Here is a 26032-nt window from a genome sequence, read left to right on the forward strand (position 1 = left end):
CCGGGTCGAGATTGTTGGATCTTCAACGACAGGCGGGGACGGCGTGGCACGCTCGTGGAGGGATCTTCCCACGGGCCGGGTCGTGCACCTGCACGCGGGCGGGGACGTGCACCTGCACGGCGACCCGGACGCCGTCGCGCTGGCGGTCGAGCCCCTGCCCGATGACGCGCCCGCGCTGGTCACCTACACACCCCGCCCGGCCGGAACCCCAGCGGACGTGGTCGCCGACGTACTGGGCGAACTGGAGTCCGCCGCGCTGGCGATGTTCCCCGCCTGGCTGCCCGATGCGGACGGCATCACCGCATCCGGCGGCGCGGCCGTCCCCGCCGTTCGGGCCCTCGCCCTGCGTACGGGCTCCGCCACGAGGCATTTCGCGCCCTTCCTCGCCCACCTGGCGGAACGCGCCCTGCGCGGCGAGGCCCGTGGAGGCTTCCCGCCCGAGATCCGTGCCGCCGGGCTGGCCCGGGTGCTCTGTTCGGGCTACCGGCGGCCGGAGGCCGCGATCCTCGTGCGGGTTCCCTCCGGGCTCACGCCTGCCGCCGAGGAGGTGCTGGTCGCGGCGTGCGAATGGCTGGCCCATCACGGCGGGTTCGGCGTCTGGCTCATCGGGCCGCCGCCGCGCTCCGTCGACCGGATCGAGACCATGGCCGCCCCGATCCCCGAAGAGGTGGCGGCGCTCGCCCGCGAGATCGCATCCGGCGGCGCCGAGGAGTCCGCGCTGCCGGCGCTCGCCTTCCCTCCTCTCGCCGGATCACCGCACCCGGCCAGCACCGCCGAGCGGCGGTTGGAGGCGGCACTGTCGCCGTGCGCCTGGGCGGCGGGCCGCGAGTGGAACCAGCTCCACGCCTCAGGACCACTCAGCAACCCGATCCGCGTCGACCTGCTCTGGCGTGCCGAACGATGCGTGGTCGAGATCGACGGCCCGGAGCATCTCAGGCCGCTCCGCCTCGCCGCGGACAGACAGCGCGACCTGCGCCTCCGCCGGGACGGCTACGCCGTCCGCCGCTTCACGAACGAGCAGGTGCTGGAACGCCTCGGCACCGTGCTCGCCGAGTTGGAGCGTTTCCTCCACCAGTGCCGCCATGGAACGCTCGAAGGGTCACTCCATGCCTGACAAACCCTTGTCCTTCTCCGCGACCTGCGCCCTCCTGATCCTGATGGCCGAGGACCGGGAGATGTCCAATCCCGAGCTCAAGGAAAAGTACGGCGTCACCATCACGGGCAAGGAGCGGACCACTCTCAACGAGGGCAGATTCGTCACCAGCCGGAGAACGGGGCGCTCTTTCAGCCATGTGCTGACCGACAAGGGCTGGCACCACGCGTCGGAGCTCGTCCGGGACGGCATCAGCACGCCGGGCACCGGTTTCGCCGCGGCGGCGGTCAAGGCCCTCGTCGGCAACCTCCAGCGGCACGTCGTCCGGAGCGAGAACAGCCTCGCCGAGATCTTCGGGCGGGAGGAGGACCTCGTCCCAGCGAACACCGAAGAACGGGGCGCGGAACCGCCCGCCGCCGAGCCGACGGCAGCGCCGATAGCGATCATGAAGACGTCGGCTGCGAGAGAGCCCGAGCGCCCGTCCGACGACATCGAGACGATGATCCGCAAGGCGTACGCGCAGCTCGCCGACAAGCCGAACGCCTGGGTCAGTCTGACCCTGCTGCGTCCACTGCTCGGCGACGCCCCCAGGGCCGAGGTCGACGCCACCCTCCGCCGGATGATCGGCCTGCCGGACGTGCGTCTGGTGCCCGAGAGCAACCAGAAGATGCTCACCGACGAGGACAGGAACGCGGCTGTAGTGATCGGGGACCAGGCCAAGCACCTCATCCTGATCGGAGCATGATGACGAGCGACGAACTCGACGCCCTTCGGGCTCTGCGGTTCAACTACACGCGGGTCGCCGACGACGTGTGGCGCCCGTTGCCGTTTCATGTCGAGGGGCTGCATCGGGACGCCGCGCAGGTCATCCTCAACGGCCTGCTGGAGGCGGAGGAGAGCGTCGCCGCGAGCCCCATCGGCGTCGCGATACAGGGCCAGCGGGGAACGGGCAAGACGCACCTGCTCGGCTGGGTGCGCGAGAAGGTGCATGAGGAGGACGCCTACTTCTTCCTCGTCAGCCTGCTCGACGCGAAGGACTTCTGGGAGAGCGTGCTGCTCTCCATGCTCGACAGCCTCTCCCGGCCGATGGCCGGGGACGGCAGTCAGCTGAGGGAACTCCTGTGGCGCCTCTGCGTGCTCGCCGAGGTGCCGCAGTCGGCTCGCGGCCCCATCATCGGCGACGTCCCCTTGTCCCGTGCCGACCTGGATGCCTTCATCAACGCCCTGCGCCGGTACGACCCGCACGTCGGCCGTGACGTGCAGGACACCGCACGGGCCCTCACGCTGCGGGCCTCGCATGACCTGGCGGCGCAGGACATCGGTGACGCCTACCTCATCTCGGCGCCGCAGGGAGAGCCCGGCGAGCGCGCGGAATGGGGGTTCCGGACCGTCGAGAAGACACCGCAGGAGATCGTCCACGACCTGTCCAGGCTTCTCGCGCTGACCGGTCCCTCCGTCATCGCCGTGGACCAGGTCGACACGCTGATCGCCCAGTCCGCGACCCTAACCGGGGGTGGATCGGTGGAGGATCCGGAGCACCGGAGGATGATCGAACGTGTCGCGGGTGGTCTGATGACCCTTCGCGAGGTGACCCGCCGCACGCTGACGGTGCTGTCCTGCATTCCCGTCACATGGACGTTGATCGAAAAGAATGCCACGGACACGGTCCAGGACCGCTTCCGGACGACCATGCCGCTGCGAACGATTCCGGACGCGAAGACGGGCCGGGCGTTGATCGAGAAGCGGTTCAGCGCGCAGTACGGCGCGGTTGGATTCACGCCGCCGTATCCGACGTGGCCGGTGAAGCCGGAGGCGTTCGAGGAGGCGTACCAGTACACCCCTCGCCAGCTGCTCATCCGGATCGACACGCATGTGCGGTCGTGCCTGGCGAGCGGGCAGGTCGCGGAGCTGGAACGGCTGACCGGCTCCCAACCCGTCCATGTCGTTCCCAAACCCAAGCCGCTGAAGCGGGAGCCCGACTTCGGTGAGCTCGACAGGCGGTTCGCGGAGTTGCGGCAGCGGGCGGACGTGGTGGAGGCGCTGGACCCGATCACGGAGGACGCCGTGATGCCGGGACTGCTGTCGGCCGGGCTGTCCGCCTGGATCGCCGAGCAGGGCGAGGACGGACGTCTGTTCACTCAGGACCCGCCTCCGAGCACCAAGCCGCCCCTGCACGCCCGCCTGCGGCGGACCCTGGACGAGGCGACGGAGAACGAGGCCCACTGGTGCTTCCGGGCCATCTCCGCGTCCCATCACATCGCCGCGCTCAACCGGCTGAAGGCCGCGTCCACAGCGGCCGGGCTCGACGAGCGGATACCCGCGCGCAAGCTGTTCGTGCTCAGGAACCAGAGCTGGGCCAAGGGACCGGTCACCCAAGAGACCCTGGCCGCCTTCGAGCAGGCGGGCGGCCGCGTCCTCCAGGTCGAGGAGGACGACCTCAGGATCTTCTCGGCTCTTCGCACCCTGCTGGTCGAAAACCCGGCGGACCTCCAGGCATGGCTCGTCTCCCGCAAGCCGACGAGCGAGGTGAAACTGTTCGCCGAGGCGCTGAGCGACGCGGCCGTCCCCCGCGTGTCCGGCGCCGGGAGCGAAAGGTCTCCGCGGCCGTCCCGGTCGCCGGACCGTCCCCGCCGCACCGCCAATCCCGACCGGCGTCTGCTCCGTCAGGAGGCGGTGCCGGGTCTCAAGCCGCTGCCGGTGGTCGCTGCGCCGTCCCCGGCCCCCGACACCGCGCCATCACCGGCCCCCGGCGATGCGGCGTCACCCGCCTTCGGCGATACGCCTTCCGCAGCCCCCGGCACCGCGCCGTCACCGGCCTCCAGCGATGTGCCGGAACATGCCGATACGAGCGTCACGTTTCCCGGCGGCCTGGGCGTCGGCCCGGCCGTTCCCGATCTGCAGGTCTGGCCGCCTCTGCCCTCCTCCGAGGCATCGTCGGTCGAAGCGCCGGCCGTGGAGACGCCGGTCGCGGAGGTACCGGTCGCGGAGACGCCGGTCGAGGCGCCCTTTGCGGAGATGCCCGCAGCGGAGGCGGCGGCCGTTCCTCGCCCGGGCGGGCCGCTGCCGGCGGACGAGGCCCCGACCGCTCCGTACCTGACGATCGGGGCGGCGACCTCGGACGACCGGCCGGTGCGGATCCCGCTGGAGACCCTGCGCAAGCACACGGCGATCTTCGCCGGCTCGGGCTCCGGCAAGACGGTGCTGATCCGCCGCCTCGTGGAGGAGTGCGCCCTTCAGGGAGTCTCGGCGATCGTCCTCGACGCGAACAACGACCTCGCGCGGCTCGGCGACCGGTGGCCGGAGCCACCGGAGGAGTGGGGCGAGGGCGACGCGGCCAGGGCCGACGACTACCTGGCGAACGCCGACGTGGTCGTCTGGACGCCGCGCAAGGAGTCGGGACGCCCGCTGAGCTTCCAGCCGCTGCCCGACTTCGGCAGCGTCGCCGACGACCCGGACGAGTTCGGCGAGGCGGTGGACGCCGCTCTCGCCGCGCTCGTGCCCCGGGCGAAGCTGGAGGCCAGGACGGCCAGGGCCCATCTCGGCCAGGCGGTGCTCCGCGAGGCCGTCGCCCACTACGGACGGCGCGGCGGCACGGGGCTGGGCGGCCTGATCGCCCTGCTCGACGACCTTCCTGACGGCGTGAGCAGTCTCGAAGGCGCGCCCAGGCTCGCGACCGAGATGGCCCAGCACCTGAGGGCGGAGACGATCAGCGATCCCCTGTTCGCGGGGACCGGGACGCCTGTCGATCCGGGCGTCCTGCTGACGCCGCCCGAGGGCAAGCGGGCCCGCGTCTCGGTGATCAGCCTCACCGGCATGGCCTCCGACGCTCAGCGGCAGGGCTTCGTCAACCAGCTGCAGATGGCGCTGTTCTCCTGGATCAAGCGGCATCCCGCCGGAGACCGGCCGCTCGGCGGGCTGTTCGTGATGGACGAGGCCCAGATGTTCGCACCGTCGGGGACGGCGACCGTGTGCACCCAGAGCACGCTCGCCCTCGCCGCGCAGGCCCGCAAGTACGGCCTCGGGCTGGTGTTCGCCACCCAGGCGCCGAAGGGCCTGCACAACCGGATCACGGGCAACGCCGCCACCCAGTTCTTCGGCCTGCTCAACGCGCCGGCTCAGATCACGGCGGCGCGGGAGCTGGCCAGGGCCAAGGGCGGCGACGTCCCCGACGTGGCGCGGCTGCGGTCCGGCCAGTTCTACGCGGCGTTCGAGGGCGGGTCGTTCACGAAGGTCCGTACGCCTATGTGCCTGAGCCACCACCCGAGCAGCCCCCTGACGAGCGAGGAGGTCGTGGCCCGGGCGAACGGGTCCTGAATTGAAGCGGCGGAGCCGGTGCCGCCTTCGGGCGCCGCGCCGGCTCCGCCTGCCGCGTCAGCGCTTGCGGCCCACTCTCGCACAGCCAGAGCAGTCTCCTCGTCGGCGATGTGAGCCCAATCCACGGCGTGTCGGGCGCCGCCGCCCGTGTCCTCCTACCGGCGGAAGGCGGCGGCACCGGCGGCGGCGATCGCCACCGACAGGACCACGACGACCGTGAGCGTCCCCAGGGGGTTGCGGTGCCGTACGGGCGCGATCGCGCGCATGGCCGGCACGCGGGCAACCGGTGACCTCGACGGCGACGGGGTGGGCCGCGGCGTCGCACGAGGGCGGGGCGACGGCGCCGCCACGGGCGGCCGGGGCGCGACCACCACCCGATGCGGAGAGTGCCGGGGCGCCGGTGCGGGCTTCTCCGGAGCCGGCGCCGGAGGCTCCGGGGAGGGCGCGGGCGGCGGCTCCGGAGAGGGTGCCGGCGGTGGCATGGGCGTCGGCGGCGTGCAGGCGGGCCCTCCGATGCCGACCTCGGCGTGCAGGTCGACGATCACGTCGACGTCGACGCAGACGCCGACCCGCAGGCCCGGCCCACCCGGATCGTCGGCCGTGAGAGACGCGCCGGCGGCTGCTCGCACCGGCGCGGGCAGCGCGGCGGCCGACGTGGCCCAGGCCGGTGTGGCCCAGGCCGGTGTGGCCCAGATCAATGCGGCACAGATCAATGCGGCACAGGTCAGCGCGGCACCGGCGCGGACGAGCGCGACGGCCACGCGCGGGCCCGCCGTCCTGCCCATGTCAGCGGCCCTCGGGGATCCGCTGGAACTCGTGCAGGGCGCTCACGAACGCGTCGGGCTTCACCGCCAGGCCGCCGCTGAAGGGGTGGGAGATGTTCCAGGCGAGATAGACGCCGACGCCGAGCAGGACCGCCATCGCCGTCACCGGCACGAGCGTGAGCCCCCGGGGACGGGCCCCGGCCAGGAACGGGAAGACGACGACGAGGACGCCAGTGAGGACCGTCAGCAGCATGACGCCGGGAGGCAGCGCGGTGCCCACGTCGGCGGCGCGCTGCCGTCGGGCGGCGAACAGGTCGGCCATCCGCTCCAGCACCGCGTCCTTGGCGTCGCGCGCCTCGTCGGTCGTGACCGGCAGTTCGGTCACGCGGGCGCGCAGCGACTCCAGTCGCGCCGTCCCCTCGGTGCCGAGGTTTCCCGCCGCCATCTGCGGCCACTCGTCCTCGAGGACGTATCTCGCGTACTCGCGCAGTCCCTCGCGCACCTGGGCGGCGTCGGGGGCGGGGAGCGGCGCGGCGGCCCAGTAGGCCTCCACGAGCGCCTGGGTCTCCGAGTAGGTGTTCTGCCGCGCCGAGTCGGCCGAGGTCCACGGCACGACGATCGCGATGGCGAACACGAGCAGGAACAGCGAGGAGAGCATCGAACCGGCGTGACCGGCGGACGCACCGCCGGGATCGCGATCGTCGGTGCCCCGGCCCAGCGCGCGGAACAGAAGGGCCGCCACGGCCACCAGCCCGACGGCCGCCGCGACCGCGAGTACGCCCATGAGCATGTCATCTCCACAGACACTTTGCTGATTACTTGTAGTGACATGACTATCACAAGAAGTAACCGCCGACCAGCGAAGACGGGCAAGTCACGGCGCGGCCTGCCCCGGCGGCCGGGATGGGTCGTGGCAGGATCGGCGCGGAGGTGAGCGCATGCGCGTGGTGATCGCGGGCGGACACGGGAAGATCGCCCTTCGGCTGGCACGCCTGCTGAGCGGGCGGGGCGACGCGCCGGTGGGGCTGATCCGCAACCCGGATCAGGTCGCCGACGTGGAGGCGGCCGGCGCCGAGGCGGTGCTGTGCGACCTGGAGCGGACCACGCCGGAGAAGGTGGCCGAGATCCTGCTGGGAGCCGGAGCCGTCGTCTTCGCCGCCGGGGCGGGGCCCGGCAGCGGCGCCGCGCGCAAGTTCACGGTGGACCAGGGCGCCTCGGTGCTGCTCGCCGACGCGGCCGAACGGGCCGGCGTGTCCCGCTTCATCCAGATCTCCTCGATGGGCGCGGGATCGCCGCCCGCGCCGGGGAGCGACGAGGTCTGGGCGGCCTACATCACCGCGAAGACGGCCGCGGAGGAGGACCTGCGCGCCCGCCCGCTCGACTGGACGATCCTGCGGCCGGGTCGGCTCACCGACGGGCCGGGGACGGGCCTGGTGACGCTGGCCGATCCGCCGCTTCCCTCCGGGGCGGTGCCGCGCGACGACGTCGCCGCCGTGATCGCCGCGCTGATCGACGCCCCCGAGACGCGGCACCGCGTCCTCGAACTCATCGGCGGAGGCGTGCCAGTCGCCGAGGCCGTACGCCTCGTGCTGATGCGGTGACGGATAAGGGCCACCCACATATCGGCCCCGCATAACAAGAGGCACCGAATACCCAATTGGGCACTAAGCCATCTCGTTGCGGAAAAATCCCAGATTTGGGGGGTTCGTGTACCTTGACGACTTTTTCGGGGTGGCAAAGACTTCCCTCGACCTCGCGTGATCCACTCCGGGCTGACCCCCCTTCCCGGAAGGCACGCCAGATGGAGGAAAGTCGATGAGGAGCTCTCCCCGCAGGGCGCGGCGCTACGCCGCCGCACTCGCACTCCCCCTGGCGATCACCCTGAACGCCCTCCCGGCGCTCGCCGATCCCTCTCCCGATCCGGTCCCGCCCGACCGGGCGTCCAGCACCGCGCAGAACGGCGTCGCGCTGATGCGCGTCGTCGTGGCCGACCAGGCGGGTGTGGACAGGCTGGTCGCCCTGGGCGTCGACCTGGCCGAGTACAGCAAGCCGGTCGACGGCGGCATCGAGGTGCACGCGGTGCTCAGCCCCGACGAGGCGCGGAGCCTGCGCGACCAGGGCTTCGACGTCCGTGACGCCATCTCCGACCAGAGCGACTACGCCGCGAACCTGGCCGAGCGGCGCCAGGCTCTGGCCTCCGCATCGGCCGACGCGGCCGCGACCGACACGCTCACACCGCTGCGCGCCGAGTGGTTCACCAGCCTCGACAACCAGCGTTTCCTGTCGGTCGAGGTGAAGACGAGCGCGACGGACGCCCAGACCGTGCTCACCGCCACCTGGGACAGCGGCCCCGGCACCGCCCCCGACTCCGGCGGGTCGGCGACGATGTCCCGCTTCACCGACGCCGGGCAGTACATGTACCACCGGTTCAACTCGCCGCTGCCGATCACGGAAACCCCCACCCAGGTCACGATCACCAGCAACCGGGGCGGCTCGATCACCGTGCCGGTGAGCAAGTGGCTGGGCGAGCCGCGCAAGGCGCCGAGCAAGCACTACGTGCAGGACTTCGTCGACCACTACATGGACCCCACCGAGGTCACCGGCCGGATCGTGAAGCTGTCCAAGCAGTTCCCGAACATCTCGGAGATCGTCGACCTCCCGTACAAGACGAACGGCTACCGTCGCCAGGCGCAGGCGCAGTTCGGCGCGGGCTCGGGGAGCGCGCTGGCGAGCACGTTCTACGTGACGTCCAAGGCGTACGGCAGCGAGGGCGGCAACGACGTCGGCGTCGCGCTGGTGAACCCCGGGACCGCTTCCGCCCCGCTGTCCGTCGCCGTCAACGGCAAGGACGTCGTGGTCAACCTGGCCACGGACGCCTCCGGCGCGGTCACCAGCACGGCCTCCCAGGTCGTCGCCGCGCTGAACGGCAGCTCCGCCGCTTCCGCGCTGCTGACCGCGAGCCTCTACCGGACCAGCACGGGCACCGGTGTGGTGGCGGCGGCCGCGGCGACCAGGCTGACCGACAGCCTGAAGGCGCCGGCGAGCGTTTCGCGTCAGCCGTTCCAGATGAAGGCGCTGCGCATCGGCAAGAGCCGGGACGGCTCGAAGACCGGTGTGTTCCTCTACTGCCAGGAGCACGCCCGCGAGTGGGTGACCCCGATCACCTGTGTGGAGACCGCCGAGCGGCTGCTGCGCAACTACACGCAGGACGCGGACACCAAGAAGCTGGTGGACGATCTCGACATCTTCATCGTGCCGACGATCAACCCCGACGGCGCCCACTACTCGATGTACGACTACAACATGCAGCGCAGGAACATGGTCAACTACTGCGCCGCCGACGCGGCGGACCCGGGGCGCCGCAACTCCTGGGGAGTCGACCTCAACCGCAACTTCTCGGTGGGAAGCGTCCGCGACGGATACACCGGCGGCTCGACCACCTGCACCAGCGACACCTTCGCCGGGCCGTCCGAACTGTCGGAGCCGGAGACGCGCAACGAGGTGTGGCTCACCGAGAAGTTCCCGAACATCAAGTTCGCGATGAACACCCACTCCTACGGCGGCTACTTCATGTGGCCTCCGGGGGCGTACAAGACCGCAGGACGGGAGACGCTGCCGCGGCCGGACCTCGGCACGGAGGAGTACTTCTGGAACGCCTCCACCCACATCCTGTCCGCCGTCCAGGGCTGGCGCGGCACGGCCATCTGGCCGGGACGCACCGGCCCGGTGATCGACGTGCTGTACTCTGCGGCCGGCAACAGCGCCGACGAGTTCTGGTACAACAAGGGCATCATCGGCTGGGACTTCGAGGTCGGCGCCGACGTGTACGACCAGGCGACCAAGCAGTACCTCGCGGTCGGCTTCCAGCCGCCGTTCGAGGAGGGCCACGAGGAGGCGATGGAGTTCTCCAACGGCCAGATCGGCATCCTCGAGGTCGCCCGCACGTACCAGAAGGACAAGCAGAAGCCCGAGTCGAAGCTCGTGGTGACCGACAGGGCCGACGGCTCGGCGACGTTCACCTTCACCGTGGACGAGCCGGCGAACGTCTACTACACCCTCGACGGCAGCCGGCCGACGCTGAGCTCGCCCAAGCTGACCTCTTCGGGCATGCGTGAGGGCGCCGCGAAGATCTCGATCGACAAGACCACCGAGGTGCACTGGTTCGCCATGGACCTCGCGGGCAACGTCGAGAAGAACTACAAGCCGGACGGCAACGGCAAGAACTACAACGCGGAGACCGTCACGGTCGACAAGGCCCCGGTGGTCCCGCTGACCGTGACCGCCTCGTCCCGCTGCATCGGCACTTCTGCGTACGTGGCGGTGACGGCCGTCAACGGCTCAGGCGCACCGGCGACGGTGACGCTGACCACCCCGTACGGGTCCAAGACCGTCGCCGACGTGGCCCCGGGCAAGCAGGCCTACCAGTCCTTCAACACCCGCGCCGCCCAGATCGACGCCGGCACGGTCACCGTGAAGGCGACCGCCACGATCGACGGCAAGCAGGTCACCTCGTCCCACGACGCCGCCTACACCGCGGCCGGCTGCCGCTGACCGCACCAGCGGTGACCGCGGTTCACGCCACGAGGATTCACGGTGGCCGCCGGCCGGGGAGTTCCCCGGCCGGCGGCCACCGTCGCTTGTGTCGGGGATGGTTCAGGACGAGGTGACACAGGGTTAGGAAATCCTGACGTAGCGGATTGTTGACCGGGCGGTCAATCAGGCAGACCGTCGGGTCATAGGTCACCTCTCCCCCGTACGGAGGCACGGATGGATCTCACGAGATCGTTGTCCGACATCGTCGCCCTCGTCGCCGGGCTGGTCGCGGTGCTCGCACCGTTCTTCTGGGCCGACGCCCAGGCGGCCACGCAGCCACTGCTCGTTCTCGGCGCCCTGCTCGTCGTCTCCGCCCTGTGGTCCATCCTGGGCGCGGGCGGCGCCAGCTCCTGGGTGACCGCGGCGTTCGGCGCCCTGCTGTTCGTCTCCCCCTGGGCGTTCGGCTTCGACGGCGACTCCGCCTCGGCGTGGACCGCCTGGATCACCGGTGCGGTCACCGTCGTCGTCGGCCTGCTGACCGTCCTGCAGGTGCGCGGCCGCACGACCGTCGCCGCCTGACTCCCCAACCCGCCCCACCTCGCGTACGGCCCCGCCACCTGTCGCCCCTCCGGCGACCGGCGGCGGGGCCGTACGCCTTTCCGGCCTTTCCGGTTCTCGCGGTCGGCAGGAGCGGTAAACAGGGGCCTCACCTGCGCCGGGACCAGAGTCGCGCTTATCACCCCATAGGCGATATGTCGCCCCTTGACTTTGGCGCGATCTCCGCTCAATCTGTTGCGTATAGCGCTTCCTGTTCCACCTTACGAAACTGGAAACCTCCGCATGATTCCTGCGTGCCCCCTCGCCGCCCTGCCCAGGGGTGAGGCCCTCCGAGTCGAGACAGATCCCCCGATCGCCGTCTTTCACACCGAGGACGGTGAACTGTACGCGGTGGACGACACCTGTACGCACCAGGACGCGTCGCTGGCGGACGGGTGGCTGGAAGGATGCGAGGTGGAGTGCCCCCTGCACGCGTCGCGCTTCGACCTGCGCACGGGCCAGGTGGACGCCCCTCCCGCGAAGCTGCCGGTGCGCACCCACCAGGTGGTGGTCCGGGACGAGACCGTCTACGTCGTCCCGTCGGACCTGCCGCCGAACCTCCCGCCCGGCGTCCGCACCGGTTCGGCCTGAGACGCCGTGAGGGTGCCGTGAAATCCGTCGCTATCGTCGGCGCGTCTCTCGCCGGGCTGTCGGCGGCCCGCGCGCTGCGCGCCCAGGGCTTCGGCGGGCGCCTGACGATCGTCGGGGCCGAGGCGCACCGCCCCTACGACCGGCCCCCGCTGTCCAAGGAGTTCCTCGCCGGCCAGATGACGACGACGGACCTCGCCCTGGAGGGCGACGGCGAGGACCTCGACGCCGAGTGGCGCCTGGGTGTCGCCGCGACCGGGCTGGAACAGGGCCGGTCGCTGCGGATCGCGCTCGACGACGGCTCCGCGGTCGAGGCCGACGGCGTGGTGATCGCCACCGGCGCGGTCGCCCGCACTCTCGGGGGCGATCTCGCCGGCGTGCACACGCTGCGCACCATCGAGGACGCGGCGGCCTTGCGGGCCGATCTCGACGCCGCCCGGCGGCTCGTGGTGATCGGGGCAGGCTTCATCGGCGCCGAGGTCGCCTGCGTCGCCCGCACGCTGGGGCTCGACGTGACGATCGTCGAGGCGGCGCCCGCGCCGTTCGCCCGCGCGCTCGGGCCCGAGATGGGCACCGCGCTCGCCGGGCTGCACGAGGCGCACGGGGTGCGCCTGATCTGCGGCGCCGCCGTACGGACCCTGACGGGCGAGGGCCGCGTCGACGGCGTGCTGCTGGAGGACGGGCGCCGCCTGGACGCCGACGTGGTGCTCGTCGGCATCGGCGCGCGACCGGCGGTGGACTGGCTCGACGGCAGCGGGGTGAAGGTCGGCGACGGCGTCGTCTGCGACACCGGCGGCGCGACGAGCGTGCCGGGAGTCGTCGCGGTCGGCGACTGCGCCGCCTGGTTCGACCCCGCTCTCGGCGCCCACCTGCGCGTGGAGCACTGGACCGGCGCGGCGCGGCGTCCCGCGACGGCCGCGCAGACGCTGCTGTCCGGCGGCGCCGCCGTTCCGGACGCCCTCGCGCCGCCCTACCTGTGGTCCGACCAGTACGGCATGCGCGTGCAGTTCGCCGGGCACACGCTGCCGGGAGACGAGGTGAGCGTCGAGGAGGGCGATCTCGCGTCCCGCCGCTTCCTCGCCGTCTACCGGCGGGAGGGCCGCACGGTCGCGGTGCTCGGCGTCGACCAGCCGCGCTCGTTCACCCGGTGGCGGCGTCGCGTGAACGAGCCCGCCGGGGCGCGATGAGCGCCGTCGCGTCCCGTCTCGGACGTTTCTCCGGCGCCTGCCGGCGTGCGGCGACCCCGGTCACCCCGCGTGGCCGAGACGGTGGCTGATGTCGGCGGCGCCCGCGACGAGCACGGGCGCGAGCTCACGCATACGCTCCTCGCTGAACCGGTAGGCCGGTCCGGAGGCGCTGACGGCCGCCACCACCTCGCCCTCGTGGGAGTGGATGGGCGCGGCGATGGCGTTCAGCCCGATCTCGTACTCCTCCACGGTGACCGCGTAGCCCCGCCGCAGCGCCTCGTCGAGCTGCCGCCGCAGTTCGGCCTCGTCGGTCACCGTGGCCGGGGTGAAGCGCTCAAGCCCGGCGGCGGCGATGAGCCGTTCGCGGCGCCGCTCGTCGAGGTGGGCGAGCAGGACCTTGCCGCTCGACGTGGCGTGCAGGGGGGTGGGCTGGCCGACCCAGTTGTGGGCGGTCACGGCCGCCTGGCCGCGCACCTGGTCGAGGTTGATGGCGTAGTGGGACCGCGCGACGGCGATGTTGACGGTCTCGCCGATCTCCTCGGCGAGCCGCCGGCACACCGGGCGGCTCTGCTGGACGAGGTCGAGGCGCGCGGCCACCCCGGCGGCGAGCCGGACGATGCCGAAGCCGAGGCGATATTTGCCGCGGTCCTCGGCCTGCTCCGCCAGGCCGCGGGCCTCGAGGGCGCCGAGGAGCCGGAACGCGGTGGACTTGTGGACGCCGATCTCCGCGGCGACCTCGCTCACGCCCGCCTCGCCGCGCTGGGAGAGGATTTCCAGGATCGTCACGGCCCGGTCCACCGACTGGACGCCGCCGCTCCCCTCGGACCGCACGGCGGCCTCGTCGGTCCCCACGAGATCGGGGTCCGGCGCGTGACGTTGCGAATGCTGCACTCTATTGCGCATATCAATATCATCCTGCCCGGGAGGCGGACATGTATGACTTTGTCATCGTCGGTGGTGGATCAGCGGGGAGCGCTCTCGCGAACCGGCTGTCGGCCGACCCCTCGAACCGCGTGCTCGTGCTGGAGGCGGGCCGTCCCGACTACCTGTGGGACGTGTTCATCCACATGCCCGCCGCACTGATGTTCCCCATCGGCAGCCGGTTCTACGACTGGAAGTACGAGTCCGAGCCCGAGCCGCACATGAACGGCCGGCGCATCTACCACGCCCGGGGGAAGGTGCTCGGCGGGTCGAGCAGCATCAACGGCATGATCTTCCAGCGCGGCAACCCCATGGACTACGAGCGCTGGGGCGCCGACCCGGGCATGGAGACCTGGGACTTCGCGCACTGCCTGCCGTACTTCAAGCGCATGGAGAACTGCCTGGCCGCCGACGCGTCGGATCCGATGCGCGGGCACGAAGGGCCGCTGGTGCTGGAGCGCGGCCCGGCCAGGAATCCGCTGTTCAAGGCCTTCTTCGAGGCCGCGCAGCAGGCAGGCTACCCGCTGACCGACGACGTGAACGGCTACCGCCAGGAGGGCTTCGCGCCGTTCGATCGCAACCTGCGCCGCGGGCGCCGCCTGTCGGCCGCGCGCGCCTACCTCCACCCCGTGATGGACCGCCCGAACCTCACGGTCAAGACCCGGGCGTTCGTCACGAAGATCCTGTTCGAGGGCAAGCGCGCGGTCGGCGTCGAGTTCGACGGCAAGCGGGTGCGGGCCGGGGAGGTCATCCTCTGCGGCGGCGCGATCAACTCCCCGCAGCTCCTGCAGCTGTCCGGCGTGGGCGACGCCGACCATCTGAAGGCGCACGGCGTCGACGTGGTCCACGACCTGCCCGGTGTCGGCGAGAACCTCCAGGACCACCTGGAGGTCTACATCCAGTACGCCTGCAAGCAGCCGGTCTCGATGCAGCCCGCGATGAAGTGGATCAACCGGCCGATGGTCGGCGCCCAGTGGCTGTTCCTGCGCAAGGGCCCCGGCGCGACCAACCACTTCGAGGCCGGCGGCTTCGTGCGCGGCAACGAGGACGTCGACTACCCCAACCTGATGTTCCACTTCCTGCCCGTCGCCGTGCGGTACGACGGCTCGGCCCCGGCCGGCGGGCACGGCTACCAGGTGCACATCGGGCCGATGTACTCCGACGCCCGCGGCTCGGTGAAGATCAAGAGCGCCGACCCCCGTGTGAAGCCCGCGCTGCGGTTCAACTACCTGTCCACCGACCAGGACCGCCGCGAGTGGGTCGAGGCCGTACGGGTGGCCCGTGACATCCTGAACCAGCCCGCCATGGACGGGTTCAACGGCGGCGAGCTGTCCCCCGGTCTGGAGGTCGAGACCGACGAGCAGATCCTCGACTGGGTGGCGAAGGACGGCGAGACCGCCCTGCATCCCTCCTGCACGGCGAAGATGGGCGTCGACGAGATGTCCGTGGTCGACCCGCTGACCATGGGGGTGCACGGTCTGGAGGGCCTGCGGGTCGTGGACGCCTCGGTCATGCCGTACGTCACGAACGGCAACATCTACGCGCCGGTGATGATGGTCGCGGAGAAGGCGGCCGACCTGATCCTCGGTAACACTCCCCTGGCCCCCGAGCCGGTGGAGTTCTACCGGCACAGGAAGGACGCCTGACATGAAGGACCTGTACATCGGCGGGCAGTGGCGCGACGCGGCCGGGGGCGGCCGGCGCGAGATCCACTGTCCGGCCGACGGACAGCACGTGGCCACCGTCGCGGAGGCCGGCCGCGCCGACACGGAGGCCGCGATCGCGGCGGCCCGGCAGGCGTTCGACGAGGGCCCGTGGCCGCGCACGCCGGAGCGGGAGCGCGGGGCGTTGCTGCTGCGGGTGGCCGGTCTGCTGGAGCGCGACAAGGCCGAGATCGCGCGAGCGGAGTCGCTGGACACCGGCAAACGCCTGGTGGAAAGCGAGTACGACGTCGACGACGTGATCGCGAGTTTCCGCTACTTCGGCGGGATCGCGGGCACCGACGCCGGGCGGGTGGTCGACACCGGCCGCGCCGATGCGATCAGCCGGGTGGTGTACGAGCCGGTCGGGGTCTGCGGCCTGATCACGCCGTGGAACTACCCGCTGCTGCAGACCTCCTGGAAGGTGGCGCCCGCGCTGGCGGCAGGCAACACCTTCGTGCTCAAGCCGAGCGAGCTGACCCCGTCCACCGCGATTGTGCTGATGCGGCTGCTGGAGGAGGCGGGCCTGCCGCCGGGGGTGGGCAACCTGGTGCTCGGGGCCGGCACGGAGGCGGGCGCGCCGCTGGCCGAGCACCCGGACGTCGACATGGTCTCGTTCACGGGCGGGCTGGCGACCGGGCGGCGGATCATGGCCTCGGCAGCGCGGACGGTCAAGCGCGTCGCCCTGGAACTGGGCGGCAAGAACCCCAACATCGTGTTCGCCGACGCGGACTTCGACGCCGCGGTCGACTTCGCCGTGACCGCCGTCTTCCTGCACTCGGGACAGGTCTGCTCGGCCGGCGCCCGGCTGCTGGTGGAGGACTCCATCCACGAGAAGTTCGTGGACGCGGTGGTGCGCCGGGCCGAGCGGATCAGGCTGGGCGGCCCGTTCGACCCCGAGGCCGAGACCGGGCCGCTGATCTCGGCCGAGCACCTGGCCAAGGTCGAGGCGTACGTCGAGGCGGGGATCGCCGAGGGCGCGAACCTGCGCTGCGGCGGGCGGCGCCTGGAGGGGAAGGGGTACTTCTTCCCGCCGACGGTGCTGGACGGCTGCCACCGCGACATGCGGGTCGTCCGGGAGGAGTCGTTCGGGCCGGTGCTGACGGTGGAGCGGTTCTCGGGTGAGGACGAGGCCGTCGCGTTGGGCAACGACACCGACTACGGGCTGGCCGGAGCCGTGTGGACGACGGACGCGGGCAAGGCGCAGCGGGTGGCCGGGCGGCTGCGGCACGGCACGGTGTGGATCAACGACTACCACCCGTATGTGCCGCAGGCGGAGTGGGGCGGGTTCAAGCAGTCCGGCGTCGGCCGGGAGCTCGGCCCGACCGGCCTGAACGAATACCGCGAGATCAAGCACATCTGGCAGAACACCGATCCCCGCCCCCAGCACTGGTTCCGCCCCTGAATCAGTCGTCCCGCCCGTACGCGGCGAGGAACTCCTCGATGCGCGCGTCCATCTCGGCCGGTGCCGCGAGGGGAAGGCTGTGATGGGTGGCTCCGGGCAGCACGGCCGTCTCCACGCGAGGCAGGAGCGCCGCGGCTGAGGCGGCCACCCGGCCGATGTCGTGCGCCCGGCTGCGCTCGGCCAGGAGGAGCAGCACCGGAGGCCGCAGCGCACGCAGCGCCTCCGGGCCGGGACGCGGACCGGTCAGGGGCCGGGCGGCGGGGAAGGCGGCGGCGCGGTCGTAGAGGCGCAGCCACGTCTCGTCCAGGTCCGCGTGCCGGGTCTCCCATTCGAGGAACGCGCGGCGTCGCCGTACGGTCGGGCGGAGCAGCATCGGCAGGGCGCGCAGCAGGTAGCGGCGGGAGAAGCCGGCGAAGCAGTTCGTCGGGTCGACCAGGACCAGCGCCCTCACCCTGCCGGGAGCGTGCGCCGCGTAGTGCAGGGCGCTCCACGCCCCGTAGGAATGGCCGCACAGGGACACCGTTGAGGCGCCCGATCCGTCGAGCACGGCGTCGAGCACGGCGTCGAGCCAGGCCATCTGGTCGCCCAGCGTCCGAATCGCCCGCTCGCCGGCGACGCTGCGTCCCGCCTCGCCGACGGTGTCGACCGCGTGCACCCGGTAGGCCGTGCCCAGCGACCTCGCCGTGTCGGACCAGACGGTCGAGGTGGTCCCGCCGCCGTGGAGGAGCACGACCGGCGGCGCGTCCGCGGGGCCGACGGAGTTGACGTGGGTCGTGCCGTAGGGCGTGCGGATCTCGGCCGACTCGGTGGAGGCGGGCCAGCGCGCCGCCAGGACGGCGTCGTAGGCCGTGAGAAACGCGTCGTCGATGGTCGTCAAGACGCCTCGCAATGTCTCGTTGAGCGATAATCTTGTTGAGCGAGATAATAGGCCGAGGAGGGGCTGCCATGGCGTCAGGGGTGGCACGCGAGCGCGAGGGCCCGGAGATGGAGATCTTCCATCTGCTGCGGGCGGTCACGGTGGAGTACGGCCTGCGGCAGGCGGAATTCGCGGCCGAGCACGGCATGCACGTCACCGACGTGCGGGCGCTCATCTGCCTGCTGGACGCGGAGCGGGCCGGAGTCGACGCCACCGCCGGTTTCCTCGGCGCCGGGCTGGGCCTCAACTCGGCGGGCACCACGGGGGTCGTCGACCGGCTCGAACGGCTCGGCCTGGTCAGCCGGGTCCGCGACGTCAAGGACCGGCGCCGGGTCCTGCTGAGAGTCGAGGACCGCGCCAAGGAACTGGGCTGGAGCTACTTCGGCCCGCTCATCGACAGGACGATCGGGGTGCTGTCCGGGTTCGACGAGCGGCACCTCGCCGCGGTGCGGCTCTTCCTCCTGACGGCACTGGACGCGTTGACGACGGAAGGCCCATGACCGGCGGCCGCGCCCCTGCGGCAGGGGGCATGCTGGGGGCATGGAGGTGTCCGTACGCTTCTCACCCGAGCTGTGGATCTTCCTCGCGCCGCGCAACCGGCGGCCCGAGGTGCTCCTGCCGTACGACGGGACGTCCTCGCTCGGCCACCTGATCGAGTCGGCGGGCGTTCCGCTGACCGAGATCGGCGAGCCGGTCGCCGGAGGCCGCCCGGTCGACCGGTCCCATCGGCCGGGCCCGGACGAGGTGGTGGAGGTGCCGGCCGTGCCCAGGCCGCAGGCCGTGCCGGACTGCCGGTTCGTCCTCGACGTCCACCTGGGGACGCTGGCGCGGCGGCTGCGCCTGGTCGGCCTGGACACCGCGTACCGCAACGACATGGACGACGACGCCCTGATCGAGCAGGCCAACGCCGAGGGCCGGGTGCTGCTCACGCAGGACCGGGGCATCCTGCGGCGCCGGTCGCTGCGGCTCGGCGCGTACGTGCGCGGCGCCCGGCCGGACGACCAGTTCCTCGACGTGCTCGGCCGTTTCCGGCCGCCGCTGGCCCCGTGGACCCGCTGCACGGCCTGCAACGGGCGGCTCGCGCCGGTCGGCAAGGAGGAGGTGGAGGACGCACTGGAGCCCGGGACCCGGCGCAGCTACGACGAGTTCGCCCGTTGCCTCGCCTGCGGCCGGATCTACTGGCACGGCGCCCACGGCGGCGACCTGGCCGCCGTCGTCGACCGCGCCCTCCACGCGGCAGGGTTGAGTCTCCAGTAGGGGGAGGCGCGAGGGTGGGGGCATGGACGGCGACACGCTCTACTCGATCGGTGAGCTGGCCCGGCGGACCGGATTGACGGTCAAGGCCATCCGGTTCTACTCCGACTGCGGGATCGTGCCGCCCACCGGCCGCAATCCGGCCGGCTACCGCCTCTACGACAACGACGCCGTCGCCCGGCTGGAGCTCGTACGTACGCTGCGCGACCTGGGGATCGACCTTCCCACGATCCGCAGAGTCCTGGACCGGGAGACCACGCTCGCTCAGGTCGCGGCGGCGCACGCCGAGGCGCTGGCGACGCAGATCCGGGTGCTGCGCCTGCGGCGCGCGGTGGCGACGGCGGTGGCACGGCGCGGCTCCACCCCCGAGGAGATGGATCTCATGCACAGACTTGCCAGGCTTTCCGAGGACGAGCGCCGGCGCCTGGTCGACGGCTTCCTCGACGCCGCCTTCGGCGGCCTGGACACCGACCTGACGGGAATCAGGCGCACGATGACCCCGGAGTTGCCCGACGACCCCGAGGACGAGCAGGTCGAGGCGTGGATCGAGCTGGCCGGGCTGGCCGCCGACCCAGAGTTCGGGGCGCTCATGCGGCGCGTCGCCGAGCAGCACCTGGCCGACCGCGTCCGGGGAGAAGGCCCGCGCCCGGACGCGGTGGCGATGATCCGCGACCATGTCGCCCCCGCACTCGCCGCGGGCGTAGGCAGCGCCTCACCTCAGGCCGGCGCGATCGTCGCCGCCGTGACCGCTCAATACGCCGGCCTCGTCGGCCGTCCGGACGACACCGCCCTTCGGCGCCGGCTGCTCACCCTGCTGGAGACCGCGAACGACCCGCGCAGGGAGTCGTACTTCCGGCTGCTCGCGGTGGTCAACGGCTGGCCGCCCCCGGACCCGCTGGCCCCGGCCCTCACCTGGTTCGCCGACGCGCTGAGAGCCCATTGCGACCAGTGACGGAACAACTGTCGGCACCTTCTGGCACGATCACGCCGACATGTCCTCTCGCGCTCCGGAGTGTCCTCCATGGATCAAAGCCGCTCAGCCTTCGTTGACGTCTTCTCCCACTACCGGGAGCTGCTGCAGAAGGAACCATGGCTGGAGACGGCCGTCTGCTGGACGGTCGTCGTCCCGCACGACCATCGGCCGATCTCCGTCGCCGATGTGGGAGCCCGGGTGAGCGGCGGAACCCCGCACGGGGTGCACGAGGCCGCCCCGCTGGAGGCGCTCCCCTACTACGACGGGGTCCACCCGATGTCGGCGGCGCCCGCGGGCCCGGCCGTGATGCTGTTCGAGAACAACGGGTTCCTGGGCAGCCTGCCCGAAGTCCTGCGGCGGCTCAGCCGTGACGGCCGGGTGTGCGGTGTCTACTGGGACGTCGACGGCAACAACAGGCTGAGCTACGCGGCCGGCGGACGGGTGCTGGTCCGCCTCGACGCGATGTTCTGGGATGAGTGGACCGGCGACGACTTCGCGGTGCTCGAACCCGAGTTGCGTGCCATGACCGAACTGCTCTCCGGGGACGAGGACGACTGGCAGGCCGCCGCGATGACCGTCGTCGAGCTGGTGACGGGGGTGCGGCTCACCGGCGAATGGCTCGCCGGGACGCATCCTTACCTCACCTTCCAGTGGCCCCTGGCGACGGAGCCGCCCTCACCGGAGGAACTCGCCGAATACCGGAACGACCCGGAGATGAAGCTGAGGGTCGCAGTGGAGGCGGCGTCGCAGTCGCGACAGTTCGCCGCTCTCGCGCATGTGGCGGAACTGCTCGCCACGCGGTTCCGGCTCGGCGAGTTTCCCGTCGTACGGGACGTCCAGGCCGACCTCGCGGCCGGGCGGCGGGCCGGGGAGCAGCGAATCGTGGAGCTGCGGGAACAGCTCGTGATGCCGTTGGCGCAGCGGTTCCACGAAACCGACCGCGATGACGATGACGATGACGACGTGGACGGCTTGGACGGCGTGTCGTTCGAGGAGAACCCGGCGTGGCAGCGGATGCAGGCGGGGATCGCCCTGCAGATCGCCGCACGCGGACCGGAAGGCACCGCCCTGACGGTCGCCGACATTCCGATGGTGTTCGACGCCTACCATCACGCCGGTCTGGCCCTGGGCGCCGACTGGCCGGCGGTCCGCGAGGCCATCCGCGAGATCCTGTCCGACGCCTGAACGTCACCGTCCGCGGCTACGCCTCGTCGCCGACGTCGTCGATCGGACGGCCGAACGTGACCGCGTCGCGGACGACACCGGGCACGGTGGAGCGAAGAGGCGCGTCGGGGCGCAGGCCGAGCGCGTCGTTGACCGTCGAGAACGCCACACGGAGCGCCACGAACGCGGTGATCGTGAAGATCTGCGAATCGTCGAATCCGGCGTCGCGCAGCTCCTGCACATCCGCCGCGGTGGTGCCGTTGGGGTCGCGCGCCACCTTCCTGGCCCACGCGGCCATGGCCCGCTCGCTGTCGTCCAGGCCGTCGTCGACGCCCTTCAGCACTCCCGCGGCGGTCTCCGCGTCGGCCGCCTGCGCCAGCCTGCTTCCCCACATGAGCGAGCAGTAGGAATCGCCGAACGCCGACGCGCACGCGGTGACGAGGACGGAGCGCTGACGCGGGCTGAGGCGGTCCCCGCTGTTCACCTGCCGCAGCAGGGCGAACAGCCCGGTCACCGTCGCCGGCTGATAGGCCCACAGGCGTGAGACGCTCATCACGTAACCCACCTCGGCGACGTCCTCGTCGAAAAGCTGCCGAGCCTCGGCGGTGACGTCGGGGACGCCGAGAAAACCGATTCTGTCCATGGCCTCTTTTTCACGGGTCGCCGCCTCGCTTGCATCGCCAGCGTCGCCGTTCGCCCACCTCGGTTCAACCGTGCGATGCACGGATTCCCATACGGACGCGGTCTCCGTGCCGCCGGCTTCGTATCGCTGGGCGCCCGTGCCGAAGGACAATGCGTGCATGAGGCACCACGAGGGCGGCCTGCCCGATCGGCTGGCTCGCGCCGGGGTCACCGGACGCGAGGCCGAGATTCTCTGGGCGGTCGCCGAACGGCTGCGTAACCGCGAGATCGCCGAACGGCTGCACGTCTCGGTGCGCACCGTGGAGAGCCACATCGCCGCCCTGCTGCGCAAGCTCGGCGCCGCGGACCGGGCGGCACTGGCCGAGACGGGTGCGCGACTGCGACGTACCGCCCGCGCCGGCACCGCTCTGCCCGCGCCCCTGACCCGCCTCGTCGGCCGGGCGGACGAGACGAGCGAACTCGTCGCGCTGCTCGGCGCCCATCGTCTCGTCACGCTCGTCGGCCCGGGCGGCGTGGGCAAGACGCGGCTCGCGCTGCACGTGGCCGAATCCGCAACCGACCGATTCCCCGGCGGCGTCCGGCTGGCCGATCTCGCTCCGGTGGAGCCGGAGTCGGCCGGCGACACCTTCGCCCGGGCGCTGGGCGTCGTGCCGGAGCCGGGATGGCCGCTCCGCGACATCCTGCGGGAGGTCGCCGCGGGTTCGAGCTGTCTGCTGCTCGCCGACAACTGCGAGCACGTCGTCGCGGAGGCCGCCGAGATCGTCGCCGACCTGCTCGGCGCCGGCGGCGCGCTGCGGGTGCTCGCCACCAGCCGCGAACCGCTCGGCATCCCCGGCGAGGTGGCCTACCAGGTGCGGCCGCTGCACCTGCCCGCTCCGTACGCGTCCGAGCGAGCCGAGAGCATCGCGCCCTACGACGCCGTACGCCTGTTCGTCGACCGCGCGACGGCCGCATCGCCCGGCTTCGCCCTCACCGACGCCGTCGCCCCGGCCGTCGCGGCGCTGTGCCGGCGCCTCGACGGGCTGCCGCTGGCCATCGAACTGGCCGCGTCGCGGCTGCGCACCTTCGGGCCGGTCGAGCTCGTGGAGCACCTCGACCAGCGCTTCGAGCTGCTGTCCGCCGGAGCCCGTACGGCCCCGCCGCGGCACCGCGCCCTGCGCAGCACCATCGACTGGAGCTACCAACTGCTGGACGACGGCGAGCGAACCTTGTTCGATCGGCTCGGCGTGTTCCCCGCCGACTTCGACCTGGCGGCCATCGTGTCGACATGCGAGGGCGAGGATCTCGGTGGCGAAGCCGTGATCACGCTGCTGCCCAGGCTGGTGGACAAATCGCTCGTCTCCACTGTGGGGCGCGGCACCCGGCGCTACCGGCTGCTCGAGACGATCCGGGCGTACGCCACCCAGCGGCTGGCCGGCTCGGGTGGTGAGCCGGCCGCCAGGCGCCGTCACGCCGCCCACTACCTCGCCTTCGCGGAACAGGCTGCCGAGCGGTTACGCACCTCGGACCAGCGCGTCTGGCTCGACCGCATGACCACGGAGCAGCCGAATCTGCACGCCGCGCTGGCACACGGCATCAGCACCGGCGACGTCGAGTCCGCGTGGCGGATGATCGCCGCGCTGCAGCGGTTCTGGGACGTCACCGGCCGGCGCCGCGAAGCCCACAAGTGGATCCGGCAGGCGCTGGCCGTCGCCGACCCGCCCGCCACGCCCGCCGTCGTCGCCGGACTCACCGAGGCCTGCCTGGTCCTGGACTCCCGGGACGCGCGCGCCGCGTTCGACCTGGCCCGCAGGGCGGCCAGGCTGGCCGCCGGTCTCGACGATCTCACTCGCGCCAGGGCGGCACGCGCGGTCGGAATGAGCGCGACCTGGATCCGGCCGGAGCTGGTCGCCCCGGCGTTGCAGGAGGCGCTTGCCGGGTTCGGCGACGAGCATCCGTGGGACAGCGCGCTGACGATGCAGGCCCTCGCGATCACCACCGCCGACCTGAGCCGGGCGCTCCAATGGGGGCGAGACAGCGCGGCGTTCTTCCGCAGGGCGGGCGATCAGATATGCGCGGCCAACACCTTGTACCTCATGGCGCAACGGTCGATAGCCGCGGGCATCGCCGACGACGAGGTGCACGGATGGCTCACCGAGAGCCGCGCGCTGGCCGAGGCCGCCGGAAGCGAGGCGGACATGGCGCACGCGACGGTCGGCTTCGGGCAGTTGGCGTGGCTGCGCGGCGACCACGACCGGGCCGCCGAGCTCATGAGCGAGTGCCTGCCCACCCTGCGCCGGCTCGGCGACCGCCGCTGCACGGGCCGCGCGCTGCACATGCTCGGTCAGCGGGCCTACGAGAAGCGGGAGCCGGCCCGGGCCGAAGAGCTGTTACGCGCCAGTGTCGAGGCCATCGCGCTCGCCGGTCAGTCGTTCGTGCTCGTGTCGGCGCTCGAGGCCCTGGCGGCCGTGTACGCCGCACAGCAGCGCCCCCGCAGCGCGGCCGTGCTTCTCGGCACGGCGCACAGCGTGCGCGAGGCGGCCGGCGCGCACATGCGCCCCCCGCAGCCGCCCGACCGGGAGCTGCGCCACACCCTCGTACGGATCCTGGGCGCAGGGGCCTTCGACGGCGCCCACGCTCACGGGGAGCGCCTGTCGCCGACGGCGGCGCTGCGGCTCGTACCGTTCGACGAACGCCCTCTCCTCACGACGCCGTGACGCCGCCTCCGACGCGGCGCAGCGCCTCGGGCGTGAGGTCCTTGAGGGTGGGATACCCGTCGACGGCCATGATGAGGTCCGCTTCGGCCAGTATGGAGCGCAGCACGTGCACGACACCGTCGACGCCGCCGAGCGCCAGCGCGTACGCGTACGGACGGCCGATTCCCACCGCGGTGGCGCCCAACGCCAGCGCCTTGACGACGTCGGCGCCGCTGCGCACACCCGAGTCGAACAGGACCGGCAGCCCGTCGGCGGCCTCGATCACGCCGGGCAGGCACTCCAGGGCGGGCAGTCCTCCGTTGGCCTGCCGTCCCCCGTGGTTGGAACAGTAGACGGCGTCCGCGCCGTGGTCCTTGGCGCGGCGGACGTCCTCGGGATGGCAGATGCCCTTGAGCATCAGCGGCAGCCTGGTCTGCGACCGCAGCCAGTCGAGGTCGTCCCACCTGAACGGTCCACCGAAGATCGGCAGTCTGCGCAGGAACGCCTCGGTGGCGTCCTCGCCGGGTCGCAGTCCCTTCAGGAACACCGGGTCGCTGGTGTAGTTGCTCAGGCATCCGCTGGGCACCTGCGGATAGTTCGAGCCGCTCAGGTCCCGGGGCCGCCAGCCGGTGACCCAGGTGTCCAGGGTGACGGCGATGCCCTTGAAACCCACCGCCTCGGCGCGGTGCACCAGGCTCGCGGCCAGGTCTCGATCGGGCGGCGTGTAGAGCTGGAAGAAGCCGGGTGTGTCGCCGAGCGCCGCGGCCACGTCCTCCATCGGATCCGCGGAAAGGGTCCCCGCGAAGAACGGAACGTGCGTCCGGGCGGAGGCCCGCGCGCACGCGAGGTCGCCGTGGTCGTCCTGGGCGCACACCCCGATCACCCCGATGGGCGCCATGAACACCGGCGAGGGCAGCCTTGTCCCGCACAACTCGATGGACATGTCGCGCTCGGCGGGAGCGACCAGCATGCGCGGATACAGGCCCCAGTGCGTGAACGCCTCGCAGTTGGCCCGCTGAGTGTGCTCGTCACCGGCGCCGCCGGCCACGTACCCCCAGACCTTCGGCCGCATCGCGGCCGACGCCCTTTCTTCCAGCTCCGCGAAGGTCATGGGATACGGCGGCTGATGGCCGGTCTGTCCCTGGGCGTACAGCTCGTCCTGGTACTCCGCGAAGCTCACACGTGCGCGTTACCCCTGGCAGAGTGCGCTACCCGAGTCGAGCGGCCAAGCGACGGCCAAGTATGCGGAAAGGAACCGAGGGACCCGCCGGCGGCGTGGCGGAAGCCGCGGGCGGGCCCGATGGAC

Annotated in this window: 21 protein-coding genes; 15 read left to right on the top strand and 6 right to left on the bottom strand. The window is 71.9% G+C overall.

Annotated features, from left to right (window positions below; genetic code table 11):
• Positions 1 to 43 precede the first annotated feature (43 nt).
• Genes FLW16_RS03980 through FLW16_RS43385 form a run of 3 tightly spaced genes read left to right on the top strand, consistent with a single transcriptional unit; the run spans position 44 to position 5407 of the window.
• Positions 44 to 1114 (top strand): DUF559 domain-containing protein, encoded by a 1071-nt coding sequence (locus FLW16_RS03980; RefSeq protein WP_185949239.1) that lies wholly within the window; start codon positions 44 to 46, stop codon positions 1112 to 1114.
• Entirely contained in the window at positions 1107 to 1838 is a 732-nt protein-coding gene (locus FLW16_RS03985; protein WP_142557703.1) for a hypothetical protein, read from the top strand. The genes FLW16_RS03980 and FLW16_RS03985 overlap by 8 nt, the downstream gene beginning before the upstream one ends.
• Complete coding sequence (locus FLW16_RS43385) at positions 1835 to 5407, top strand: ATP-binding protein (RefSeq protein ID WP_260614855.1); 3573 nt, start codon at positions 1835 to 1837, stop codon at positions 5405 to 5407. Before FLW16_RS03985 ends, FLW16_RS43385 begins: the two co-directional genes overlap by 4 nt.
• A 155-nt stretch (positions 5408 to 5562) precedes the next feature.
• Here FLW16_RS43385 and FLW16_RS43390 read toward each other — a convergent pair whose 3' ends face one another.
• Both FLW16_RS43390 and FLW16_RS04000 read right to left on the bottom strand, forming a co-directional pair.
• The gene (locus FLW16_RS43390) at positions 5563 to 6192 is read right to left on the bottom strand and encodes a hypothetical protein (RefSeq protein WP_185949240.1); all 630 of its coding nucleotides are present in this window, start codon (positions 6190 to 6192) and stop codon (positions 5563 to 5565) included.
• Position 6193: 1 nt separating this feature from the next.
• Positions 6194 to 6961 (bottom strand): DUF4239 domain-containing protein, encoded by a 768-nt coding sequence (locus FLW16_RS04000; protein ID WP_142557705.1) that lies wholly within the window; start codon positions 6959 to 6961, stop codon positions 6194 to 6196.
• Between the two features lie 148 nt (positions 6962 to 7109).
• Between FLW16_RS04000 and FLW16_RS04005 the strand changes: the two genes are divergently transcribed.
• The 5 genes from FLW16_RS04005 (at position 7110) to FLW16_RS04025 (ending at position 13076) form a co-directional block, all read left to right on the top strand.
• Positions 7110 to 7772: an SDR family oxidoreductase gene (locus FLW16_RS04005; RefSeq protein ID WP_142557707.1), complete on the top strand. Its 663-nt coding sequence runs from the start codon at positions 7110 to 7112 to the stop codon at positions 7770 to 7772.
• Positions 7773 to 7986: 214 nt separating this feature from the next.
• A complete protein-coding gene (locus tag FLW16_RS04010) occupies positions 7987 to 10722 on the top strand; it encodes a M14 family metallopeptidase (RefSeq protein ID WP_142557709.1) in 2736 nt (911 codons plus the stop codon).
• Between the two features lie 216 nt (positions 10723 to 10938).
• Positions 10939 to 11283: an SPW repeat protein gene (locus FLW16_RS04015; RefSeq protein WP_079315940.1), complete on the top strand. Its 345-nt coding sequence runs from the start codon at positions 10939 to 10941 to the stop codon at positions 11281 to 11283.
• A 261-nt stretch (positions 11284 to 11544) separates the two neighbouring features.
• Positions 11545 to 11892 carry a bifunctional 3-phenylpropionate/cinnamic acid dioxygenase ferredoxin subunit gene (locus FLW16_RS04020; protein WP_142557711.1) on the top strand — a complete coding sequence of 116 codons (348 nt, stop codon included), beginning with the start codon at positions 11545 to 11547 and terminating at the stop codon, positions 11890 to 11892.
• Positions 11893 to 11909: 17 nt separating this feature from the next.
• A complete protein-coding gene (locus FLW16_RS04025) occupies positions 11910 to 13076 on the top strand; it encodes an NAD(P)/FAD-dependent oxidoreductase (RefSeq protein ID WP_142557713.1) in 1167 nt (388 codons plus the stop codon).
• Between the two features lie 60 nt (positions 13077 to 13136).
• On the opposite strand, the gene FLW16_RS04030 is transcribed toward FLW16_RS04025, so the two are convergent.
• Positions 13137 to 13928 carry an IclR family transcriptional regulator gene (locus FLW16_RS04030; RefSeq protein ID WP_260614857.1) on the bottom strand — a complete coding sequence of 264 codons (792 nt, stop codon included), beginning with the start codon at positions 13926 to 13928 and terminating at the stop codon, positions 13137 to 13139.
• Between the two features lie 80 nt (positions 13929 to 14008).
• Here FLW16_RS04030 and betA point away from each other — a divergent pair, with 80 nt between their 5' ends.
• Together betA and FLW16_RS04040 are read left to right on the top strand one after the other, a co-directional pair.
• Positions 14009 to 15643 carry a choline dehydrogenase gene (betA, locus tag FLW16_RS04035; protein WP_142557718.1) on the top strand — a complete coding sequence of 545 codons (1635 nt, stop codon included), beginning with the start codon at positions 14009 to 14011 and terminating at the stop codon, positions 15641 to 15643.
• A gap of 1 nt (position 15644) precedes the next feature.
• Positions 15645 to 17102: an aldehyde dehydrogenase family protein gene (locus tag FLW16_RS04040; RefSeq protein WP_142557720.1), complete on the top strand. Its 1458-nt coding sequence runs from the start codon at positions 15645 to 15647 to the stop codon at positions 17100 to 17102.
• 1 nt (position 17103) lies between these two features.
• Here FLW16_RS04040 and FLW16_RS04045 read toward each other — a convergent pair whose 3' ends face one another.
• On the bottom strand, positions 17104 to 17979 hold the full coding sequence (locus FLW16_RS04045; RefSeq protein ID WP_142557721.1) for an alpha/beta fold hydrolase: 876 nt from the start codon (positions 17977 to 17979) through the stop codon (positions 17104 to 17106).
• Positions 17980 to 18047: 68 nt separating this feature from the next.
• On the opposite strand from FLW16_RS04045, the gene FLW16_RS04050 reads away from it, so the two are divergent.
• The 4 genes from FLW16_RS04050 to FLW16_RS04070 all read left to right on the top strand — a co-directional run bounded on the left by FLW16_RS04050 (position 18048) and on the right by FLW16_RS04070 (position 21430).
• Positions 18048 to 18518 (top strand): MarR family transcriptional regulator, encoded by a 471-nt coding sequence (locus tag FLW16_RS04050; protein ID WP_142557723.1) that lies wholly within the window; start codon positions 18048 to 18050, stop codon positions 18516 to 18518.
• Between the two features lie 40 nt (positions 18519 to 18558).
• Entirely contained in the window at positions 18559 to 19275 is a 717-nt protein-coding gene (locus tag FLW16_RS04055; RefSeq protein WP_142557725.1) for a Mut7-C RNAse domain-containing protein, read from the top strand.
• A gap of 22 nt (positions 19276 to 19297) precedes the next feature.
• The gene (locus FLW16_RS04060; protein ID WP_142557727.1) at positions 19298 to 20224 is read left to right on the top strand and encodes a MerR family transcriptional regulator; all 927 of its coding nucleotides are present in this window, start codon (positions 19298 to 19300) and stop codon (positions 20222 to 20224) included.
• 69 nt (positions 20225 to 20293) lie between these two features.
• Positions 20294 to 21430: a DUF6461 domain-containing protein gene (locus FLW16_RS04070; protein WP_185949241.1), complete on the top strand. Its 1137-nt coding sequence runs from the start codon at positions 20294 to 20296 to the stop codon at positions 21428 to 21430.
• 16 nt (positions 21431 to 21446) lie between these two features.
• Here FLW16_RS04070 and FLW16_RS04075 read toward each other — a convergent pair whose 3' ends face one another.
• A complete protein-coding gene (locus FLW16_RS04075; protein WP_142557732.1) occupies positions 21447 to 22052 on the bottom strand; it encodes a carboxymuconolactone decarboxylase family protein in 606 nt (201 codons plus the stop codon).
• 157 nt (positions 22053 to 22209) lie between these two features.
• Between FLW16_RS04075 and FLW16_RS04080 the strand changes: the two genes are divergently transcribed.
• Positions 22210 to 24747 carry a LuxR C-terminal-related transcriptional regulator gene (locus tag FLW16_RS04080; RefSeq protein ID WP_185949242.1) on the top strand — a complete coding sequence of 846 codons (2538 nt, stop codon included), beginning with the start codon at positions 22210 to 22212 and terminating at the stop codon, positions 24745 to 24747.
• On the opposite strand, the gene FLW16_RS04085 is transcribed toward FLW16_RS04080, so the two are convergent.
• Entirely contained in the window at positions 24734 to 25906 is a 1173-nt protein-coding gene (locus FLW16_RS04085) for an alpha-hydroxy-acid oxidizing protein (RefSeq protein WP_142557736.1), read from the bottom strand. The genes FLW16_RS04080 and FLW16_RS04085 overlap by 14 nt on opposite strands.
• Positions 25907 to 26032: the final 126 nt, after the last annotated feature.

Source organism: Microbispora sp. KK1-11 (assembly GCF_006874435.1).
GTDB lineage: Bacteria > Actinomycetota > Actinomycetes > Streptosporangiales > Streptosporangiaceae > Microbispora > Microbispora catharanthi.